12 protein-coding genes are annotated in these 21,069 nt (G+C 54.7%); 9 read left to right on the top strand and 3 right to left on the bottom strand.

What is annotated here, in order from left to right:
- Positions 1-161: 161 nt before the first annotated feature.
- Together AC3RCL_RS29295 and AC3RCL_RS29290 are read right to left on the bottom strand one after the other, a co-directional pair.
- Positions 162-977 (bottom strand): OmpA/MotB family protein, encoded by an 816-nt coding sequence (locus tag AC3RCL_RS29295; protein ID WP_192570439.1) that lies wholly within the window; start codon positions 975-977, stop codon positions 162-164.
- Positions 961-1,755, bottom strand: a complete 795-nt coding sequence (locus AC3RCL_RS29290; protein ID WP_090909949.1) for a flagellar motor protein — start codon at positions 1,753-1,755, stop codon at positions 961-963. The genes AC3RCL_RS29295 and AC3RCL_RS29290 overlap by 17 nt, the downstream gene beginning before the upstream one ends.
- A gap of 303 nt (positions 1,756-2,058) precedes the next feature.
- Here AC3RCL_RS29290 and uvrB point away from each other — a divergent pair, with 303 nt between their 5' ends.
- The 7 genes from uvrB (at position 2,059) to AC3RCL_RS29255 (ending at position 14,830) form a co-directional block, all read left to right on the top strand.
- Positions 2,059-4,050, top strand: coding sequence for an excinuclease ABC subunit UvrB (gene uvrB / locus AC3RCL_RS29285; RefSeq protein WP_009594250.1), 1,992 nt, complete (start codon positions 2,059-2,061; stop codon positions 4,048-4,050).
- A 100-nt stretch (positions 4,051-4,150) separates the two neighbouring features.
- Positions 4,151-7,018 carry an excinuclease ABC subunit UvrA gene (gene uvrA, locus AC3RCL_RS29280; RefSeq protein WP_492533451.1) on the top strand — a complete coding sequence of 956 codons (2,868 nt, stop codon included), beginning with the start codon at positions 4,151-4,153 and terminating at the stop codon, positions 7,016-7,018.
- 332 nt (positions 7,019-7,350) lie between these two features.
- Complete coding sequence (locus tag AC3RCL_RS29275) at positions 7,351-8,946, top strand: S-layer homology domain-containing protein (RefSeq protein WP_492533449.1); 1,596 nt, start codon at positions 7,351-7,353, stop codon at positions 8,944-8,946.
- 217 nt (positions 8,947-9,163) lie between these two features.
- On the top strand, positions 9,164-9,373 hold the full coding sequence (locus tag AC3RCL_RS29270; protein WP_009594213.1) for a hypothetical protein: 210 nt from the start codon (positions 9,164-9,166) through the stop codon (positions 9,371-9,373).
- A gap of 245 nt (positions 9,374-9,618) precedes the next feature.
- Positions 9,619-10,695 (top strand): S1C family serine protease, encoded by a 1,077-nt coding sequence (locus AC3RCL_RS29265; protein ID WP_492533446.1) that lies wholly within the window; start codon positions 9,619-9,621, stop codon positions 10,693-10,695.
- Positions 10,695-12,629, top strand: a complete 1,935-nt coding sequence (locus AC3RCL_RS29260; protein ID WP_492533444.1) for a stalk domain-containing protein — start codon at positions 10,695-10,697, stop codon at positions 12,627-12,629. Before AC3RCL_RS29265 ends, AC3RCL_RS29260 begins: the two co-directional genes overlap by 1 nt.
- Positions 12,630-12,874: 245 nt before the next feature.
- Complete coding sequence (locus AC3RCL_RS29255; protein ID WP_492536493.1) at positions 12,875-14,830, top strand: GTP-binding protein; 1,956 nt, start codon at positions 12,875-12,877, stop codon at positions 14,828-14,830.
- Positions 14,831-15,054: 224 nt separating this feature from the next.
- On the opposite strand, the gene AC3RCL_RS29250 is transcribed toward AC3RCL_RS29255, so the two are convergent.
- Positions 15,055-16,263 (bottom strand): MFS transporter, encoded by a 1,209-nt coding sequence (locus AC3RCL_RS29250; RefSeq protein WP_090909955.1) that lies wholly within the window; start codon positions 16,261-16,263, stop codon positions 15,055-15,057.
- A 509-nt stretch (positions 16,264-16,772) separates the two neighbouring features.
- Between AC3RCL_RS29250 and AC3RCL_RS29245 the strand changes: the two genes are divergently transcribed.
- Together AC3RCL_RS29245 and AC3RCL_RS29240 are read left to right on the top strand one after the other, a co-directional pair.
- Positions 16,773-17,870, top strand: coding sequence for a DNA alkylation repair protein (locus AC3RCL_RS29245; RefSeq protein WP_492533441.1), 1,098 nt, complete (start codon positions 16,773-16,775; stop codon positions 17,868-17,870).
- Between the two features lie 641 nt (positions 17,871-18,511).
- Complete coding sequence (locus AC3RCL_RS29240) at positions 18,512-21,025, top strand: U32 family peptidase (protein WP_090909957.1); 2,514 nt, start codon at positions 18,512-18,514, stop codon at positions 21,023-21,025.
- Positions 21,026-21,069 lie beyond the last annotated feature (44 nt).

The following is a 21,069-nucleotide window of genomic DNA, read 5'->3' as shown; positions in this document are numbered from 1 at the left end:
ATTAGTGATCCAACCATTGTTTATATATGCAAAAGCGCCCGGTCAGATCTGAATCCATGCCGATTCAGTCTGCCGGGCGCTTATTCGGTTTATGCGGATGTGTTACGATTTCCTTCAACGCAAAGCATGGAAGTACATGGGCCGGTCATAGCGGCAATTGCCTACTCCTTCAGCTGCCGTAACACCGTGATTTCAACCCGGCGGTTCTTCTGCTTGCCTTCGGCGGTCGCGTTGTCCGCGGCCGGCCTCGTATCGGCATAGCCTGCATACTGGAAGCCTCCCGGGTCCAGCTTGCTGTGCTCCAGGAAGAATCGCAGCACCGACATCGCTCGGGCGCCGGAGAGCTCCCAGTTGTCCTTATAGCTGGAGTAGCGGCCGATCGGCACGTTGTCCGTATGCCCCTCGATGCTCACCGTGGTGTTTAAATCGCCGAACAGGCTGGCTAATTTGCCCAGAACCGGAGCGGCGCCAGGTTTAAGCTCGGCCTTGCCGACATCGAACAGGAAGCGGTCGCTTAACGTAATGGCAATCCCCTGCGGCTCATCCGAGATGAAGATGTCCTCTTCGAGCTGGTTATCCTTCACGTATTGCTGAATGAGCCCCATAAAGTTCGCCAGCTCTTCCTCCTGGGCACGGAAAGCAAGCTCGCGCTCGGTCAGCGGTTCCTGCCCGTTATCCTTGTCCTCGCCTTCCTCGTCGGCAGCAGGCTTCGGCGGAGGATTTTTATGGTTCTCGGTATCGGCAGTTCCGGTAATCCCCGAGCCCATCTCCAGAATGCTGTCCCCGCTCTGGAAGGTGGCCTGCAGGGATTGGGTGACGAGCTTGTATTTTTCCGTGTCGAGCCGGCTCATGGCATACATCACAACAAAAAAGATCAGAAGCAGCGTAATCAGGTCGGCATAAGTGATCATCCAGCGGTCGCGCTGTTCGCCTTCGGCCTGTTTGCGCTGACGCCGCCGTCTATTCGGCTGTCTCATGCGCGATCCCCCTTGAGGACGGAATGTCCGTGGTGCCTGCGGAAGCGAAGGAGGCTAGCTTTTTGCGAACCAACAGCGGGTGCTCTCCGTTCTGAACGGCCATGATTCCTTCGAGCAGCAGCTCCATTTTTACAATTTCTTCTTCGGAACGTGCTTTAATCTTGGACGCAATGGGCAAAAAGATAATATTGGCACTTGCGACGCCGTATAAAGTGGCGGTAAACGCGACAGCGATGGACGGGCCGAGACCGGTCGGGTCCTGCAGGCTGCCCAGCACGTGGATCAATCCCATGACGGTACCGATGATCCCCATGGTAGGGGCATAGCCTCCGGCGGACTCGAAAATTTTGGCATAGCCTTCGTGCTTCTGCTCGGCGGCATTGATATCGAGCTCCAGGATTTGACGCACCATTTCCGGGTCGTTGCCGTCCACGACCATCTGCATACCTTCCCGCAGGAACGGATCCTCGTGTTCGGCCGAGATGCGCTCGAGCGCCAGCACCCCGTCTCTTCTGGCCGTTACCGACATATCGACGATGGCATCAATCAGCTCGTCCGTCGAACGGTTGCTGCGGCCGAAGGCCAGCTTGAGCGCAGCGGGGATCGTACGGAGCCGGGTGGCAGGGAAACTGACGATGACGGCGGCGATGGTCCCGCCGAATACGATAAGCGCAGCCGCGCCTTGCAGCAGGCCGCTCAGATGCCCGCCTTCCCATAAAAACCCTCCGATCAACGCGGCCAGACCGGCGAGAATGCCAAGAATAATCGTAATATCCATAACGCTGTATCATCTCCTTAAGGAAGTTAATTAAGATCATCGGTTCGTATGCCACAAGTTCGACATGAACACTGAAGGCTCCCGAAGTCGTGGAAGCCGGGGACTTAAAGATTTGCCCTGGAACTTATTGAAATTTTCATTAAACTGTTTGCATCAAAAAAACGTAAAGGGTATAATGAGACGGGAACAAATATTCTTATTCCTTACGCAGACACCACTAATTTCCCATAGTATATCATCGGGAAGTTTCGACATATCTTTTAGCATGAATTTCATTTTAGAGTATGAGGGTGATGAAGGGCAATGAGCGATTTAGTTGTCAGTACCAAATCCTTTGAGATCCAGTCTGAATTCCAGCCGCAGGGCGATCAGCCCACGGCTATTGATGCGTTGGTCGAAGGACTTCGCCAAGGGAAAAAACATCAGACGCTGCTAGGTGCAACAGGAACGGGTAAGACGTTTACGATCGCGCAGACAATCGCCAAGGTAAACCGTCCGACACTCGTCATTGCGCATAACAAGACGCTGGCTGCGCAGCTGGCCAGCGAGTTTAAGGAATTCTTCCCGAACAACTCGGTGGATTATTTCGTGAGTTATTACGATTACTATCAGCCGGAAGCCTACATTCCTTCCTCCGATACGTATATCGAGAAGGATTCCAGCATTAATGAAGAGATCGATAAGCTTCGCCACTCCGCCACGAGCTCGCTGTTCGAACGGCGCGACGTCATCATCGTGGCGAGCGTATCCTGCATATACGGTTTGGGTTCGCCGCACGAGTACGGGGAAATGCTGCTTTCGCTCCGGGTCGGCATGGAGAAGCCGCGCAACGAGATTCTGTCGCGGTTGGTCGATATCCAATACCAGCGGAACGATATCAACTTCGTGCGCGGCACGTTCCGCGTGCGCGGGGATGTCGTCGAGATCTTCCCGGCCTCGAAGGGAGAGCATGCCGTCCGCGTCGAGCTGTTCGGCGACGAGATCGAACGGATCACGGAGATCGACGTCTTGACGGGCGAGCTGGTTGGGGAACGCGAGCATATCGCCATCTTCCCGGCGTCTCACTTCGTCACCCGCGAAGAGACGATGCGGGTAGCGCTCGTGAATATCGAACGCGAACTGGAAGAGCGCCTTGAACTGCTGCGCTCGGAAGGCAAGCTGCTGGAGGCTCAGCGGCTGGAGCAGCGCACCCGTTACGACATCGAGATGATGAAGGAAGTCGGATTCTGCTCCGGGATCGAGAACTATTCGGGTCCCCTGACCTTCAGGGAGCCTGGGGCTACGCCATATACGCTTCTCGATTACTTCCCGGACGACATGCTGTTCGTCATTGACGAGTCGCACGTTACGCTGCCGCAAATCCGCGCGATGTACAACGGTGACCGGGCACGTAAAACGGTACTGGTCGATCATGGCTTCCGCTTGCCGTCCGCGCTCGATAACCGGCCGCTGAAGTTCGAGGAATTCGAGGAGAAGGTGAACCAGATCATCTATGTATCGGCCACGCCGGGACCATATGAGATGGAGCACTGCGATACGATGGTCGAACAGATTATCCGGCCGACAGGCCTGCTCGATCCGATCATCGACGTGCGCCCGACCGAAGGGCAGATCGATGACTTGATCGGCGAGATCCATGACCGCGTGGACCGGGACGAGCGCGTGCTCGTGACCACGCTCACGAAGAAAATGGCCGAGGATTTGACCGATTACCTGAAGGAAATCGGAATCAAGGTCCGTTACATGCACTCCGATATCAAAACGCTGGAGCGGATGCAGATCCTGCGAGATCTTCGGCTTGGTACATTCCACGTGCTGGTGGGTATTAACCTTCTACGGGAGGGTCTTGACCTGCCGGAGGTTTCCCTCGTAGCGATTCTGGATGCGGACAAGGAAGGTTTCCTGCGTTCCGACCGCTCGCTCATCCAGACGATCGGACGGGCGGCCCGGAACTCGGAAGGCAAGGTTATCATGTACGGCGACAAGATCACCGATTCGATGGATCGGGCCATCAAGGAAACCGAGCGCCGTCGCAGCATCCAGGTTGCTTACAACGAGGAGCACGGCATCACGCCGCAGACGATCCGCAAGAAGGTGCGCGATGTCATCGAAGCGACGAAGGTCGCCGAGGGCAAGGCGGATTACCTGGTGGGCGAAGGACAGAAGATGTCGAAGAAAGAGCGTCAGAAGCTGATCCAACGCCTCGAAGCCGAGATGAAGGAAGCGGCGAAGAATTTGCAATTCGAGCGTGCGGCCGAGCTTCGTGACGCGCTGCTGGAACTGCAAGCCGAGTAATATGGAGAGACGAATGACAAGGGGGACGGCCTATGCGGTCGTTCTCTTTGTGAAATATAAGCACCACATGCATGCCATATGGAGTAGGAGATGATATCGTTTGGCCAGTGAAAAAATTGTGATCAAAGGCGCCCGCGCACACAATCTGAAAAATATCGACGTCACGATACCGCGTGACAAGTTTGTCGTTCTGACGGGGCTTAGCGGCTCGGGCAAATCCTCCCTCGCATTCGATACGATTTATGCCGAGGGTCAGCGCCGTTACGTGGAATCCTTATCCGCTTATGCGCGCCAGTTCCTCGGACAGATGGAGAAGCCGGATGTCGATTCCATTGAAGGCCTGTCGCCGGCGATATCGATTGACCAGAAAACCACGAGCCGCAATCCGCGCTCGACGGTAGGCACCGTGACGGAAATTTACGATTATTTGCGTCTGCTGTTCGCCCGGGTCGGACACCCGCACTGTCCGGACCATGGGGTGGAAATTACCTCCCAGACGGTCGAGCAGATGGTAGACCGCATCATGCAGTATCCCGAGAAGACGAGACTGCAAATTCTCGCGCCGGTCATTTCCGGCCGCAAGGGCGAGCACAAAAATCTGTTTGCCGACATTGCGAAGCAGGGCTTCGTTCGGGTGCGCGTCGATGGGGAGCTTCGCGATCTGTCGGAGAACATCGAGCTTAAGAAGAATAAAAAGCATACGATCGAGGTGGTAGTGGACCGGATCGTGGTGAAGGAAGATATCGAGGCCCGCCTCGCCGATTCGATCGAGACGGCACTGAACCTGTCAGGCGGCCAGCTCCTGGTCGATATCATGGGTCAGGAGGAGCTGCGGTTCAGCTCCAACTTTGCCTGCCCGATCTGCGGCTTCAGCATGGAAGAGTTGACGCCGCGAATGTTCTCCTTCAATACGCCTTTCGGTGCTTGCCCGGATTGCGACGGCTTGGGCGTGGAGATGATCGTGGATCCAGAGCTGCTTGTGCCGGATATGAGCAAAAGCGTCGAGGAAGGCGCCTTTGCCGCATGGAGCGGGGGCACATCCACGTATTATCCGCAGTTTTTGAAATCGGTCTGCGCGCATTTCGGCATTCCGCTGGACAAGCCGGTCAGTACCTTTAGCCAGGAACAGATGAATAAACTGTTGTACGGCACGGGCAAAGAGAAGGTTCACTTCCGTTATGAGAATGACTTCGGTCAGCGGAAGGAAGCGCACGTCACCTTCGAGGGCATCATTCCGAATCTGGAACGCCGCTACCGCGATACAAACTCCGAGGGTATCCGCGAATACATCGAAGGCTATATGAGCAGCAAGCCGTGCGATGTATGCAAAGGCCATCGTCTCCGTAAGGAAAGCTTGGCCGTTACGATCAATGATCGCAACATGGCCTATGTTACCAGCTTGTCGATCGGAGAGTCCCTGAAATTCTTCGATCATCTGGAGCTTAGCGAGAAAGAAAAACAGATTGCCAATCTCATCTTGAAAGAGATTCACAGTCGCTTGGGCTTCCTGGTTAATGTCGGGCTGGATTACCTGACCCTCAGCCGTTCGGCGGGAACGCTGTCCGGCGGAGAAGCGCAGCGGATCCGGTTAGCCACTCAGATCGGATCGAGCCTCATGGGCGTGCTGTACATTCTGGACGAGCCGAGCATCGGGCTGCATCAGCGGGATAACGACCGACTGATCTCCACGCTGGAGCATATGCGGAATTTGGGCAATACGCTGATTGTGGTCGAGCATGACGAAGACACGATGATGGCCGCGGACTATATCATCGACATCGGCCCGGGCGCAGGTATTCATGGCGGCCAAGTCATTGCGGAAGGAACGCCGAAGGAGATTATGAACGACCCCAACTCGCTGACGGGCCAATACCTGAGCGGGCGTAAGTTCATTCCGGTCAGCAGCAAGCGCCGCAAGACCGATGGACGCTGGCTGGAGATTAAGGGCGCGAAAGAGAACAATCTGAAAAATATTAACGTGAAGATTCCGATTGGCGTGTTTACGGCGGTAACGGGCGTATCCGGATCCGGCAAGTCGACGCTGGTCAACGAGATCCTGTACAAGACGCTCGCTCGGGATTTGAACAGGGCGAAGGTACGTCCGGGGCAATACCGTGAAATGAAAGGTCTGGAGCACATCGAGAAGGTCATCGACATCGACCAATCTCCGATCGGCCGTACGCCGCGTTCCAACCCGGCAACCTATACAGGCGTCTTCGACGATATCCGGGATATCTATTCCCAGACGAATGAAGCGAAGATTCGCGGATACAAGAAGGGCCGCTTCAGCTTTAACGTGAAGGGCGGACGCTGCGAGGCCTGCCGCGGAGACGGCATTATCAAGATTGAGATGCACTTCCTGCCGGATATCTACGTGCCTTGCGAAGTTTGCAAGGGCAAGCGTTACAACCGCGAAACGCTGGAAGTCAAATATAAAGGCAAGAACATCGCCGAAGTCCTGGAGATGACGGTGGAGAATGCAACGGATTTCTTCCAGAACATTCCGAAAATTCACCGTAAGATGCAAACGCTGATGGATGTGGGCCTGGGCTACATTACGCTGGGTCAGCCTGCCACCACGCTGTCCGGCGGCGAGGCGCAGCGCGTGAAGCTGGCTTCCGAGCTGTACCGCCGCAGCACAGGCAAAACGATGTATATCCTGGATGAGCCGACCACCGGCCTGCACGTGGACGATATCGATCGTCTGCTCGTCGTGCTTCACCGCCTGGTTGAATCCGGGGAGTCCGTCCTCGTCATCGAGCATAATCTCGATGTCATTAAGACCGCGGACTATCTGATCGACCTGGGTCCGGAGGGCGGCAGCGGCGGCGGTACCATTATCGCTACGGGAACGCCTGAGGATCTGGTCAAGGTGCCTGAGTCTTACACAGGCAAGTATCTGAAGCCGATTCTGGAACGCGATACGAAGCGAACCGAGGAATTGAACAAGGTGGAAGCAGCCCGCTAATAAATGTTAGTGGACGTAAAGTTGTTCTTTGTCGGCATGGGAATTGCCTAGCAATGGGAATGGCACATTGCCATTCTCAATGCCGGCATCGATAAGAAAATGAGAAGAGTCCCTGGTGGAATTGCCAGGGGCTCTTTTTTTGTGATGGTCGACAGCCATCGAAGCATGCCCCGGACCACGAACCGTGCGAGCAGGGAGCGGCGAGCAAGTCATTTAGAGAAAACTTCAAGGAATGCACTTATGTCCGGCGTTATTTTCATGCTATCCTCCAATATCTTCGTATTCCAAGATATGGTATGATCTTGGTGATTTCGTTAAAACGGAGGGATTGTATGAAGAGGATCACCTGTTCCATTCTGATCGTTTTGGCAGCAAGTGCTTTATACATAAACTCAACCGACGGCGTACAGGCAGAGGTAGGGGGACCCGTTACGGATCGCGTGCAGACAGAGATGGAGGTATCCGTTTCGGGTGTGAAACACTTCAATGCACAGGAAGCCCTTACCCGATTAAATAAAGGGTTCCTTCCCCTAGACGGGCAGGAGAAGTCTAGCTCGACGGAGGCTATAAGCCGGCAGGATTTTGTCATATTCATCGTCCATATGTTAAACCTGAATGCGGATAGTCCTCCGGAAGTCATTACCTTTAAGGATGTGCCTAAGGATCATTATGCCTTCACCGCGATCGAAGCTGCGGTTCAGGAAGGGCTGGTCAAAGGGGTCGGCAACGGGAGATTCGGGCTTGGATTGCCGCTGACGCGTCAGGATATGGCTATGCTGTATCAAAGAGCTCTGCGAGGGATATCCGATAAGATCGGATCCGGGGCGGAACCTTCACCTTCACAGCAGAACTTACAGGAAGGATCCTCCAGCAATGATGCCAAGGAAGCCATGGCACTGGCCTTGGAATTAGGACTGTTTCGGGAATCCGGCATTGACGGTTTGAACCCCAAGGGTACCGTTACTCGGGAAGAAGCTGTCAGGGCTACAGCCAAATGGCTGGAATCCGTGGAGTCAATCGATTTGAACGCTGCCGTGAGCGAAACGGAAACACCGCCGCCGAATAGCCCTCTTCCGGTCATTCATGGCGTCGTTGCTACTTCATCGGGAACAACCTCGGCAACTCCTGTTCATTCCAGACCAACGCAAGCTCCGACAGAGACGGGACCTTCAGCTACCGTATCGGAGGCTTTGCCGACAACGGCACCATCAGCTCCGAATGATCTGAGGTTCCACCATGTGAAGGGGCAGGCTCAATTAACCTGGACGCATCAGCAGGGCGTGACCTACAATATCTATTCCAGCGGACAATCGGGAGCGGGGTATGCCTTATTGGCTGAGGGATCGAATGTGGACGCAGGTTCTTATGCCATTACGGATGTACGTTTTCAAGAGCCCTCTTACTACGTGATCGAGGCTGTGAACAGCTTCGGCAAGAGCGGTTACTCTAACGAAGTTTCGAGCCGCCCGAATAAAGTGTCGGGCCTTCAGGCCATCCTAAATGAGGAAGATGAATCCATTGCTTTAACCTGGTCAGATGCACAGGAAGGCGTAACCTATCATGTATACTACACAGGACCTGACGGAACGGGGGCACGTTTGAACGATGAACCGTTAGAGAGCCCGGCCTATCTCATTCCGAATCTCCATATGCTGGCAGGTCTGCCCGGCCGGTATACAATTCATGTGGTCGCCGTGAACGAATGGCATATCCGCAGCGAACCGTCCAACGAGGTAACTTTGGATGTCAGAAAGGACCCCGTGGATCGGATCACGATCATGGATCCTTCCGTGGCTTTGCCAAGCGAGGATTTGGCGGAGGAGACGGTAACCGAGCAGGAGTCGGCTCCAGAGGAACAAAAGGATCAGGAGGATCAGGAGGAGTATGAGGATCCCATTCTCGATCCCACCCGGGTACCTCTTGGATAACGGAACAACCTGTGCAAGGTTCCATTTCGTTAGCTTGATCTAGTCCCTGCCATGATGAAAGTCATGCTAATGTCTGACAATTTGGTTAAAAATGAGAAATTTCTATGACTTTTTTTCATTTTTCGGGGCGGAGGGCTTGCATCTGGACGGGCACATGGATAACATAGAAGAAGATATGTAAATTTGCCCGAGAAGAAACCCACGAGGAGGTACGTTCATGATCCTTGCAGCAGCATCGGATGCGACCGCGACATTTAAGACATTTGATATTTTCATGATTTTGTTTACGATTCTGATCTTTGTTGGCGTGGTTCGCCTGTTGATGGCCCGTCAAAAAAATAAATTCGCAATCGCTTTCGGTCTCGTCAGCTTATTTGTGTTCTTGTATTCTGACTATGCCATGATTACAGGATGGTTTAACAATTAGGTTGGCGTGATGCACGCTATTAAAGCGGCTTCATGACGAATGGAATGAAATACATACAAACAAGACGCCCTTCTGCTACCCTGCAGTGTGAAGGCGTCTTTTTGTTTCTTCGAGGGCAAGTTACACGATCCGCAGGAAAAACGTAAAAGAAATAGGTCTATCAGCAATGGTTACAAATGGAAAAACATGATAAATTGAGGAGTACAAGTTGGGTAGAGGATGGAACCGGGGGAGGAACATACCAATTGAAAAACGTACAATGGCAAAAAAGATCCGCGGCCATGCTGCTGGGGACCGTCATTTTGGCAGGAAGCAGCGGCATGCTCACACAGGCAGAGGTTGCGGATGCAGCAAGCGCGAAGCCTAAGAATACATATGAGCAAAACGAGGTGCCTCAAGTCATCAGCCGGATGTCGCCGTCGGTGGTCGGCATTATCGGGAAGGCCGCTCAAGGAAGCGGCGAAGTGGACGACAGATACAATCTGGCGCATGGCACAGGAGTCATCTGGAAGTCGGACGGCTGGATCGTGACGAACGCCCATGTGGTGGACGGGCTTACCGGAATCACGGTCGTGACCGCAGACGGCAAATCCTATAAAGCCAAGGGCGTATACAGCGATCCCAAGAGCGATATTGCGTTGGTCAAAATCAATGCCAAGTCCCTGAAGCCGGCCAAATTTGCGGCAACAGCGCAGCATGCGCTAGTCGGGGAAACGGTTGTTGCCATTGGCACGCCGATCTCGTTCTCGCTGCGAAACTCGGCCTCGGTGGGCGTGGTTAGCGGGCTAAACCGGAGCGTAGACGGCTCTTATCGCCTGATTCAAACCGATACCGCCATTAACCCGGGCAACAGCGGGGGCCCGCTCGTCAACTTGAAGGGCGAGGTCATAGGAATCAACAGCAAGAAGTTCGCCGCCGTCGGCATTGAAAATATGGGCTTCTCCATACCTGCGGAAACGGTCCGCTACGTTGTTGGCCATTTATTGGAATTCGGCGAGGTGATTAGAGCCGGACTCGGATTGGAGCTGGAAGAGAGCTGGTCCGCCATCGTGGGTCTCCCTTCGGACGATCCGTTGACCGTTACGAAGGTGTTGTCCGAGCAGGCCAAGCAGGCCGGCATTCAAGAGGATGACGTATTATATGCGATTAACGGCAAGCGTATTTATTCCGTTGTTGATATCAACGAACGGTTAAAGCCCTATATGCCCGGTCAGCAGGTTCAGCTGCTGATGCAGCGGGATGGGGATATCGTGAACGTAAAACTGACGCTCAGCCAGGACGGTAACGGAGCTGCTTCGTCAAGCGTTGGGGAGGCCGAGTAATGGACAAGAGAGAAAGAACGGAAACTAGCCGTCGCCGCCTGCGGCAGGTGACAGCCGGAACCTTATCGGCGCTGATGTTATTTACGACGTTGTCTCTTCCCGCATGGGGAGATGAAGCGGTTGTGCCGGAGAAGCGTATACTGACCGTGCAAAACGGCAGCAGCACAGCCTCGGTCAATGGCACTTCCTACACGATTGCCAAGCCGCAGCTGAAGCATGGCGTATTGATGGTACCGCTGGGCGTATTCAAGAAAGCGTTTGGCAGCGAGATCAGGCTTGAGGGCGAGAACCGGATACGGCTGCTGCAAGGGCCGCATACGGTCGTGCTCGTCATGGACAATAAGACGGCATGGATCGACGGGAAAAAGGTGCAGCTGCCGGTGGAACCGACCATGGTGTCCGGTACGCTGATGGTGCCGCTGCGCCCGGTTGCGGCGGGAATCGGCGCCAAGGTAAGCTCCTCCCAGGGCAAGCTGGCCATCAGCCTCATGGTCACGGATAAGGAAGAGAAGCAGGACGAGGGCGAAATCAACAACACGACCGGGAAGACCCGAATCGGGAACAGCTATTATGAATGGAGTTTGAATTATCCCTCCTGGATGATGGTTGGAAGAGGCACGGACGATGAGAGCGGTTCGGCTTTCAATGATGCTACGGGCCGCTATTACCTGGAGGTGCACGCATCCTCCCACAAGGTGAAGCTGAGTCCCGATGATCTGCTGGAACGGCTCCTGAAGGAAGTGGGCGACTCCGGAGACGTTGTGCTGCACCAAGAGACGGTCACAAGCGCAGCGGTTCCGTATGCCAGAGTGGTCTCCCGCGATGTCGACGGCGTCTTGTGGGAAGGTCGGCAGTACTATGCCAACGACCGCGTTTATGAACTGTATTTTGCCGATGCCGAAGCGGTTCACTATAAAGATATGGACCAACACGCAGGCTTGCTGGGCTCTTTCCGAACGGCATATCGGGCAGAAGACAAATCGGTAAAAGACGTATCCTCCATCGTGGATGGGTTCCGCGAAGCAGGAAACGAAGAATACGGCATATGGTTCGGCATTCCGGCAGGCTGGGAAATCAACAACAAGGATATGTTATACGGCAGCGAAGGAGAGGGCTATCTGTCCGTCTCGGTGACATCCGCTCCGACGGGGGCCGATGGTACCCTCGCCGCTTGGGGGCAGCGCCTTAAAGACTGGCTGGCCGAATCCTTTGTCGAGGAATCGTACGAATACGTCGGACTTACGCCTGTGGAGATTTCCAGCGTCAAAGGGCAGGTTCAAGAGGTTCGGTACAACTTCGGGAATAAATGGATAACGGAATATGAGGTGATGGTCCAGAAGAACGGCTACCGTTATTATCTGGAGTATGCGATACCGGATGGGCAGGAACGGACGGCTTCCAACTGGAAAAAGGTTCTCGAATCAATCGAGATCGATTACGATGTGGTACCGGCAAATTTCGGCCGCATCGGCGAAGAGGGCTACCTGACCGATAAAACCAAGATGAGAAGCAAAAGTTCCGAGACGTACCGTTATCATATCGATATTCCGAGGTACTGGGAGCCGCTGAACGATCAGTTCGAGCAGGGAATCGTGGAGTATGGCTTTGCCGGGGGCGGCTTTGAAATTACCGCCCAAAAGGATACAACAGCTGAAGTCATCGTCAGCAATCTGAAACGGTATTATAACGAAGCCAGCGCGGCTTCGTCGGTGAAATTGCTGGGCGTCGATAAGATCACGTTTGCCGGCGTGCCTGCCGTGTCGTTCAAGGTGCATCAGGTGAAGAACGGCGTTGGTTATACGACCGAGGAAATCGTCTTTGAAAGCGGGGATATCGCGTACACGATCATGACAACGCTGAATGATGCCAATGCAACGGAAGTGCAGCAAGCGGCGCTGGCGCGTACGCTCGCCTCGTTTGAGCTCGTGAAATAACCCGCAGAATGGAATTATGAACTCACATCATATGGAATAAAGCGAATGTTTGATAACACCGATAGCTGTCCTGCTGCACTCATGGTGCGGATGGGCAGCTATTTTGGTTTAGGCAGCGGAATGACGGGCCCTCATCCGAATAATGTAGAACATATGTGCCGATCAGGGAGCCTGATATGTTAAAATTAAAAAGTGAGAGCAAATGGATCATTCATGAAACCGGCTTGCAGAAGAGGGATAAGCGGATGAAAAAAACGATAGGCATGTTCGCCCACGTGGATGCGGGCAAGACCACGCTGGCGGAGCAGTTGTTATATACGACCCATACGATTCAGGAGCGCGGCCGGGTGGATCACCAGAGCGCATATCTTGATCGTCATGACATTGAAAAAGAACGGGGCATTACCGTATTTGCCGATCAGGCCACCATGCATTTTAACGGTTCCACGTATTATTTAATCGATACGCCGGGTCACGTCGACTTCTCGCCGGAAATGGAGCGGGCCATACAAGTCATGGATGCCGCCGTTGTCGTCATCAGCGCCGTGGAAGGTGTCGAGGGGCATACGGAGACGGTATGGCAGTTACTGCGGAAGCATGGCGTGCCGACGTTCCTGTTTATCAATAAAATCGACCGGGTAGGCGCAGACGTGCCGCGCGTGCTGGCGGAGATTCGCAGCGAGCTTGCCGAAGACGTTTGTTTGGTCACCGAGGAGGATGTGCTGCAGGAAGGCCTGATGCTGTCTTCGCTCATTGAGTTTATTGCGGAGCGGGACGAGAAGCTGCTGGAGCTCTATATGGAAGAGGGATATGAGGATTCGCGTTGGCTGGATGCAATGATAGCAATGGTACGGAAGGGGGAGCTGTTTCCGTGCTTCAGCGGATCCGCCCTGCAGAACGTGGGCGTAACCCATTTCATGCATCAGTTGGATCTGCTGACGGTAACGGATTACGATCCCGAGGCGGCATTTGCCGGGAGGGCTTATAAGATTCGCCATGATGAACAGGGCGCCCGGCTGACCTATATCAAAGCCACTGGCGGCACGCTGCAGGTGCGGGATGAAATCACGTATGTCTCCGGAACGGAGACGATCACGGAGAAGGTGACGCATATCCGCTTGATCAATGGGGGGCGGGCAACCCCTGTCGACCGTGTGCATGCGGGCGACCTGTTTGCGGTTACCGGCATTTCCGCTGCTGCGGCAGGAGTCGGGATGGGGGCTCTTAGCGGCCGGACGGTGTACGAGCTGGTGCCGACGCTGAAGTCCAAGGTGCAATTCGAGTCCTCGATTCATCCCAAGGATATGCTGCGCTGCTTCCGGCTGCTGGATGCGGAGGATCCTTCCCTGTCCGTGCAGTGGGACGAGCCGGCACAGGCGATTCATATTCATGTGATGGGCGTCATTCAGCTTGAAGTGCTGGAACGAATCGTGTTTGAGCGGTTCGGTTACCGCATTGCGTTTGGCGAGCCGGAGATTTTATATAAAGAGACCATAACGGAGGCTGTTGTGGGAAGCGGCCATTTTGAACCGCTGAAGCATTACGCGGAGGTGCACCTCCGGCTGGAGCCGGGAGAGCGGAACAGCGGCATCGTGTTTGCCAATGCGTGCCATCCGGATATGCTGCCGGTTAATTATCAGCATCTGGTTGCCCAGCATGTTGGCGAGAGGGATCATCACGGGCTGCTTACAGGTTCGCCGGTCACTGATATGAAAATTACCCTGCTGAAGGGACGGGCGCACAACAAGCATACGCATGGCGGCGATTTCAGGGAAGCCACGTATCGCGCTTTGCGACAGGGGCTGGAGAAAACAACCAGTCTGCTGTTGGAGCCATACTATCATTTCAAGGTAAAGGTGGATGCCGAGTTTATCGGACGGTTAATGTCGGATTTGACCCAGGCCAAAGCAAGCTTCGATCCTCCGGAAACGGTGGGAGACAAGGTGACGGTCACGGGATCGGCACCCGTATCCACCATGATGAAATATGGAATGGAATTAGCGGCGTACACTAAAGGAAGAGGAACGATATCGCTGGTATACGGCGGATATGACCGGTGCCATAACGAGGCAGAGGTCATTGAACGCAAAGGATACGATAAGAACGCAGACCCGGAATACAGCTCCTCTTCGATATTCTGCGCCAAGGGCAGCGGTTATGCGGTGCCTTGGGATGAAGCGGATCGTCACATGCATGTGTGAAGCGGTGGAAGAGACTAAGTGGTTAGGCAAGAGGTTCGCGGTTGTAAGGGAGACGATGGATTCAATAAGGTGTGATTGAAGATAGCTGTGGGATTCGTGTATGTACATGCTGGTTCATGAAGAAGAGCTTCTCGGAAAGAACGTGGGAGAGGGTTTATTGATATCCGTAATGAATAAAGCACGCGTCATATCAAAACTTAACGCGTGCGCATACGGGAGACATTTTATGAAGAAAGAGAGCCTTTTTCTACAGGCTGCCCGCGAGACGGCCGCATCGTCCAATACGTAATGGCGGTCGTAATCAGCATTAAGACGCCTGTCATTAAGAATACCGAGTGAATGTTAAAGATGCCGCTGATCATGCCGCCCGCGAGCGGCCCGGCCATCCCGCCGATTTGGTTGGCGGTTTGGTTGAGGCTGAACGCGCGCCCGCGGAATTCGCTTGGAGTATGTTTGACCACAAGGCCGTTAAGCGCCGGGAACACGGCACAGAAGAACGCGCCGTAAGCAAAGCGGATGGCCGAGAATGCCCAAATGTTGCTGAACAGGATCTGGGCGAGCGATCCGATTCCGCTGGCGAGGAGGCCGATCAGCAGCACCTTTTGGAACCCGATTTTATCGGCCAGGCGTCCCCAGCGGGCCGCAAACAGGATGCTGGCGATCCCGACGATGGAGAACACAAAGCCGGCAATCATCGAGGTATGCGATGAAGAGCCGCCGATCTGAGCGATATACAGCGGCAGTACGGGCTCGATCGTCATGACGGAGAACTGCGTCAGTACCGTAAGCATGAGCACGGTCATCAGCGCCTTGTTGTGTCCGGCGACCTTAAACGTGTTCATGACGGAGACGCGCTCTTTGCTGGGTACGAATTTCTCTTCTTTGACCCAAAATATGACGAGCAGCGTGGCTGCGAAGCACAGCATCCCTGCCAATCCGAATGCCATCCGGTTGCTGAACAGGGAGGCCAGGGTGCCTCCGATCATCGGGCCCATGATGCCGCCGGTTGCGGTGGCCGTGGACATCATGGAGAGGGCGTAGCCGACTTTTTTCTCGGGGGTATTGGTGCCTACGATCGCGATCGCGCCCGGAATAAAGCCGGAGAGCAGGCCTTGCAGCAGGCGGAGAATCAGCACTTGATACTCGTTCGTGACGAATGCCATCAGTACATAGATGACAAAGAGCACTAAGCCCGCGCGGATAATCATCGGTTTGCGTCCATATTTATCGCCGACGGCTCCCCAGAAGGGAGAGGACAAGGCGCCCGCAAAAAAAGCGGAACTGAACAGCAGTCCCGACCACAATTCCGTATGCTTGGTAACGCCGAGCTCAATCAGAAAAAGCGGGAGAAATGGTATGACCATCGAGAAGCTTGATGAAACGATAAATGAGCCGAACCATAGTATCCATAAATTCTTTTTCCAACTTTCCATGTCTTCTTCATCTCCTGATGTGCGATTTGTTGTACTCCTTCGAGCTTCGCCTCCTGTCTTTTTAAATAAGTAATGGTGTATGTATTACATGTATCAGAAATAAGAAAGTGTAAGCTTCATGGGCTTAACAGCCTTATTTTTACATGTGGATCTTTCATTGGAGTAAGTACGTCGATAAACGTACGACTTTGCGGTCTCGATTGGTGTTCTGTCCATCCATGCATCGGTAGAGGTCCCAACAGGGCAATCCGGATGCGGATAAAGCAAAACGCCCCCCCAATTTGGTAAACTGGAATCAACCAGACTACCGCACTAAAGCGAAAGGCGTGCAACTTCATCCTACACCACATGTTTTGGATTGGGAAGAGGCGGGGAATGGGGTTAGAGCGGTAGGCGGCTCATTTGGGGATGAGGCGGAACCGCCGGTTTATCGCATGAATAAAGGGCTTTCAGGATTCCATGAGACGTGGATGCAAGATCGTAAAAATTATTTTTTGGGGAGATCTGATATGAGAGAAACACTGAAGGATCTATATTCGAATACGTTGTTCCAGCAAGTGACCGACCGGCTGAAGGAGGCTTATCCGGCATTCGATGCGGACCGGTTCATGAGGCTGATTCATAATGAAGCCTGGGAGCAGGAGGAGTTCAAGCAGCGCATCCGGCATATTACGCTGGCCTTAACGGACACGCTGCCTGCTTCTTACCCGGAAGCCGTCGGGATCCTGAAGCAGGTGGCTCCGCATTTCAGAGGCGTGGAATACGTGTTTTTTCCCGATTATGTCGAGGTGAACGGCATGGATGATCTGGAGACGTCGATGGAAGCTTTGGCGGTATTCACGCATTCTTCCACGGCGGAGTTTGCCGTCCGGCCTTTTATCATCCGGGACCAGGATCGGATGCTGGCCCAGATGATGACATGGGCGCAGTCCGATGACGAGCATCTGCGCCGATTGGCGAGCGAAGGCTGCAGACCGCGCCTGCCCTGGGCACCGCAGCTTCCGGCCCTGATCAAGGATCCGCGCCCGGCGCTGCCGATTCTGGAGCAGCTGAAAGAGGACTCCTCCTTGTATGTTAGAAAAAGCGTCGCCAATCACCTGAACGATATCTCCAAGGATCACCCGGAGCTTGTGCTGGAGATCGCCGCCAAATGGTATGGCAAGCATCCGCTAACGGATTGGATCGTACGTCATGCGCTGCGTTCGCTGCTGCGTAAAGGAGATATCCGGGCACTGGCTATTTTCGGATACGAGGAGCTTGAGAAGCTGGAAGGACTGGAGGTGCGGGAGCTGCGCATCAAACGTTCCGTGATTACGATGGGGGACGATTTGGAATTCGCTTTTCAGTTGGTCAACGAAACCGGCTATCCGATGGCGCTTCGCATCGATTACGAGATCGATTATATGAAGGCAAGCGGCAAGCTTGCGCCGAAACGCTATAAATGCTCGGACAAGATTTATGCGCCGGGATGCTGGAAGGTCGAGAAGAAGCAATCGTTTAAGCCGATTTCTACCCGCCGCTTCTATTCCGGCGATCACCGCCTTCACATCGTCGTGAACGGCAAGCGTTTGGCCAGCATGGATTTTGTGCTGGAGGGCGCGGAGTAAGAGTAGGGGCGTGGTGCAGGGGATGTACTGGCAAACCTAGGGGCAGGTCGTGCACAGATAAAACTGTAATGGAGGAATCCTGGAACCAGTTGAAGGATTGGGGCGATTCCTTTTTAAAGTTTTGTACATCGTGTGCACTGCTCCCTGTGTGCACGGTGCGTGGTCGTTGGGACATTCTTGGATGGCTACCGACCGCTGAGATGTTAAGGAGATTCTGACTACAGGATTTTGAAATCCCAATGCGGCATCCCTGGCATAAAGGTAAGGGAAAGTAATCTCCTTAGGCAGAGAAAAGAGAATTAAGAGCACTAGCCCCGCACGGTGATCATGCGCCAGTAACAGCCACAGAGGATCATGTGAGGCAAGCTTTCCGATGGGAGGGCTTGTTTTTGTTTTGCACAAAACCGAGTGCCATGCGGATTATGGCAACACTATCAAATGTGTGGAAATCAAGTTAGCAGGTAGAAGAGAAGCCGGACTTTTGGTACACTAGATAAGTTGAAAAGCTTTAAAATGGTTTACAAACAATTGATATAGATGTCGGATGCCCTGTTCTATGAACATAGAGTATGGCTAGCAGGTTTCAATGGAAGAATAGTAGTACACAGCACGCCGGCTTGGACCGGTCTGGGAGGATATAGATGGACACGAAAGCACTACGAAGAGAAGACGTGGAGCTGCTGGCGCCGGCAGGGGATTGGGATTGCATGCGAGCCGCGGTGGCGAACGGGGCGGACGCGATCTTTTTTGGGGTCGAAAAATTTAATGCGCGCGCACGGGCGAACAATTTCCGGATGGACGAGCTGTCCGAAATTATGGCCTTTCTGCACAGTTATGGGGTTAAGGGGTTCCTGACCTTCAATATTCTGGTGTTTGAGAACGAGTTGGAGGATGCCAAGGAGCTGATCGATGCGTGCGTGGATGCCGGCGTGGACGCGGTGATCGTGCAGGATCTGGGTTTGGTGAAAATGATTCGCGAGATTTCTCCGGATTTCCCGATCCACGGCTCAACGCAGATGACGATTACGTCGCCGGAGGCCGTCGAGTTTACGAAGCCGTTTAACATGGAACGCGTCGTGCTGGGACGCGAGAATAATTTGAAGCAAATCCAAAAGATCGGGGAGCAGGCGAAGCTGCCGATGGAAGTATTCGTGCATGGTGCGCTATGCGTATCCTACTCGGGCCAATGCCTGACTTCCGAAATGTGGGGCGGCCGGTCCGCCAACCGCGGAGAGTGCGCGCAGGCCTGCCGTCTGCCGTACGATCTGATCGTGGATGGCGAGCAGAAGCCGATGGGCGACGTTGCCTACCTGCTCTCGCCAAAAGATCTGGCCGCGATCGATCTCATGCCGGAGCTGATTGAAGCGGGCGTGACCTCGTTCAAGATCGAGGGCCGTTTGAAGAGCCCGGAATACGTGGCTAACGTCGTGAGCAAGTACCGGAAGGCGATCGATCGGTATTTTGACGGCGAGGATGCGAGACCGAGCAAGGAAGAGGTGCGTGAGCTGCAGCAGAGCTTCTCCCGCGGCTTCACCCATGGTTTCCTGGATGGAACGAACAACAAAAAGCTGGTCGAGGGCACGTTCCCGAAAAGCCGCGGCGTGTACCTCGGCCGGGTGGAGCAGATTCTGCGCGACGGGGTCGTCTGCAAGCTGGATGCGCCGCTGAAGCGCGGGGACGGCATCGTGTTTGATGCCGGGGACCCAACGAAAAAAGAAGAAGGCGGACGCGTCTACGACGTGCGCCGCAAAGGCGTCAAGCTGGAGGGCGAGGCGCAGGAAGGCTGGATCGTCGATATCGTTCCCGGACGGAGCGACGTGGACCTGCGCAAGCTGCATGTCGGCGATCGGATCTGGAAGACGAACGATCCGGCGCTGGATAAGCGCCTTCGTCAGACGTACGAGACGGAGAAGCCGTACCGGGTATTCCCGGTACATGTGCGCGTCAGCGGCCGTCCCGGACAGCCGCTGTCGACCTGGTGGACCGATGTGCAGAAGGGCACGACGGTCCAGGTGGATTCGGAGCTGGAACTGGAGATCGCCCAGAAGCGGCCGCTCAGCCAGGAAATCCTGGAGGAGCAGCTTGGCCGTCTGGGCGGAACGGTGTTCCAGCTTGAGGCACTCGACGTCGACCTGTACGGCGACGTCATCGTGCCGATTCGCGAGCTCAACAGCATCCGCCGCCGTGCGGTGGAGCTGCTCGCCGGCGAGCGGCCGAAGCCGCCCGTGTACGTGAAACGGGCGGTGTCGGTGTATGGCGATGCGGCTGCGCCCGCAGCGCCCGTGGCCCGCGGTGAGGCGAAGCTCACCGCGCTGTGCCGCAGCCTCCCGCAGGTTGAGGCTGCGCTTGAGGCCGGCGTCGAGATGATCTACGCCGACTTCGAGTTCATCAAGCAGTTCCCGGCAGCGGTGGAAGCCGTGCGTGCAGCCGGCAAGCAGATTGCGCTGGCAACGCCGCGCATTCACATGCCGGGCGAGAACGGCTACCACAACAACATCCTGCGCCTCCAGCCGGACGCCGTGCTGGTGCGCAACACCGGTGCGCTGTATTTCTACCTGCGCCACCGGATGGAGAACCCGGGGGCGAAGCATCCCCGGCTGATCGGCGACTTCTCCCTGAACATTGCCAACCACAAGGCGGTTGACCTGTTCGTCGAAGCCGGATGCGACGCCGTTACGCCTTCCTATGACCTGAACATCCAGCAGATGGTGGATCTTCTCGGGAAGGCCGACACGTCCAAGATGGAGATCGTCATCCATCAGCATCTGCCGATGTTCCATACGGAGCACTGCGTGTACTGTACCTTCCTCAGCGAAGGGACGGACTTCACGAACTGTGGACGTCCTTGTGAAGAGAGCCGCGTATCCCTGCAGGACCGGATCGGCATGTCCCATCCGGTACGGGTCGACGAAGGCTGCCGTAACACCGTGTACAATGCTATCGAGCAATCCGGCGCAGAGTACCTGGCGAACTTCATGGAGCTGGGTGTATCCAGCTACCGCGTAGAGTTCCTCGAGGAAACGCCGGAGCAAGTCCACGAGGTCATCGATCTCTACAACCGCGCCTTGCGCGGTGAGATCAGCGGCACCCAGGTGTGGAAGAAGCTGAAGGCGACCAACCAGCTTGGCGTTACGCGGGGGCAGTTGGTGAAGTAAGGAAGCAGCACGCGGATTGCGTTAATACCGAGATAATATGAAGG

It is taken from the genome of Paenibacillus sp. MT86 (assembly GCF_058792535.1).
Note: the sequence above shows the minus strand (reverse complement) of the source record. Positions and strands in the feature narration are given on the sequence as shown.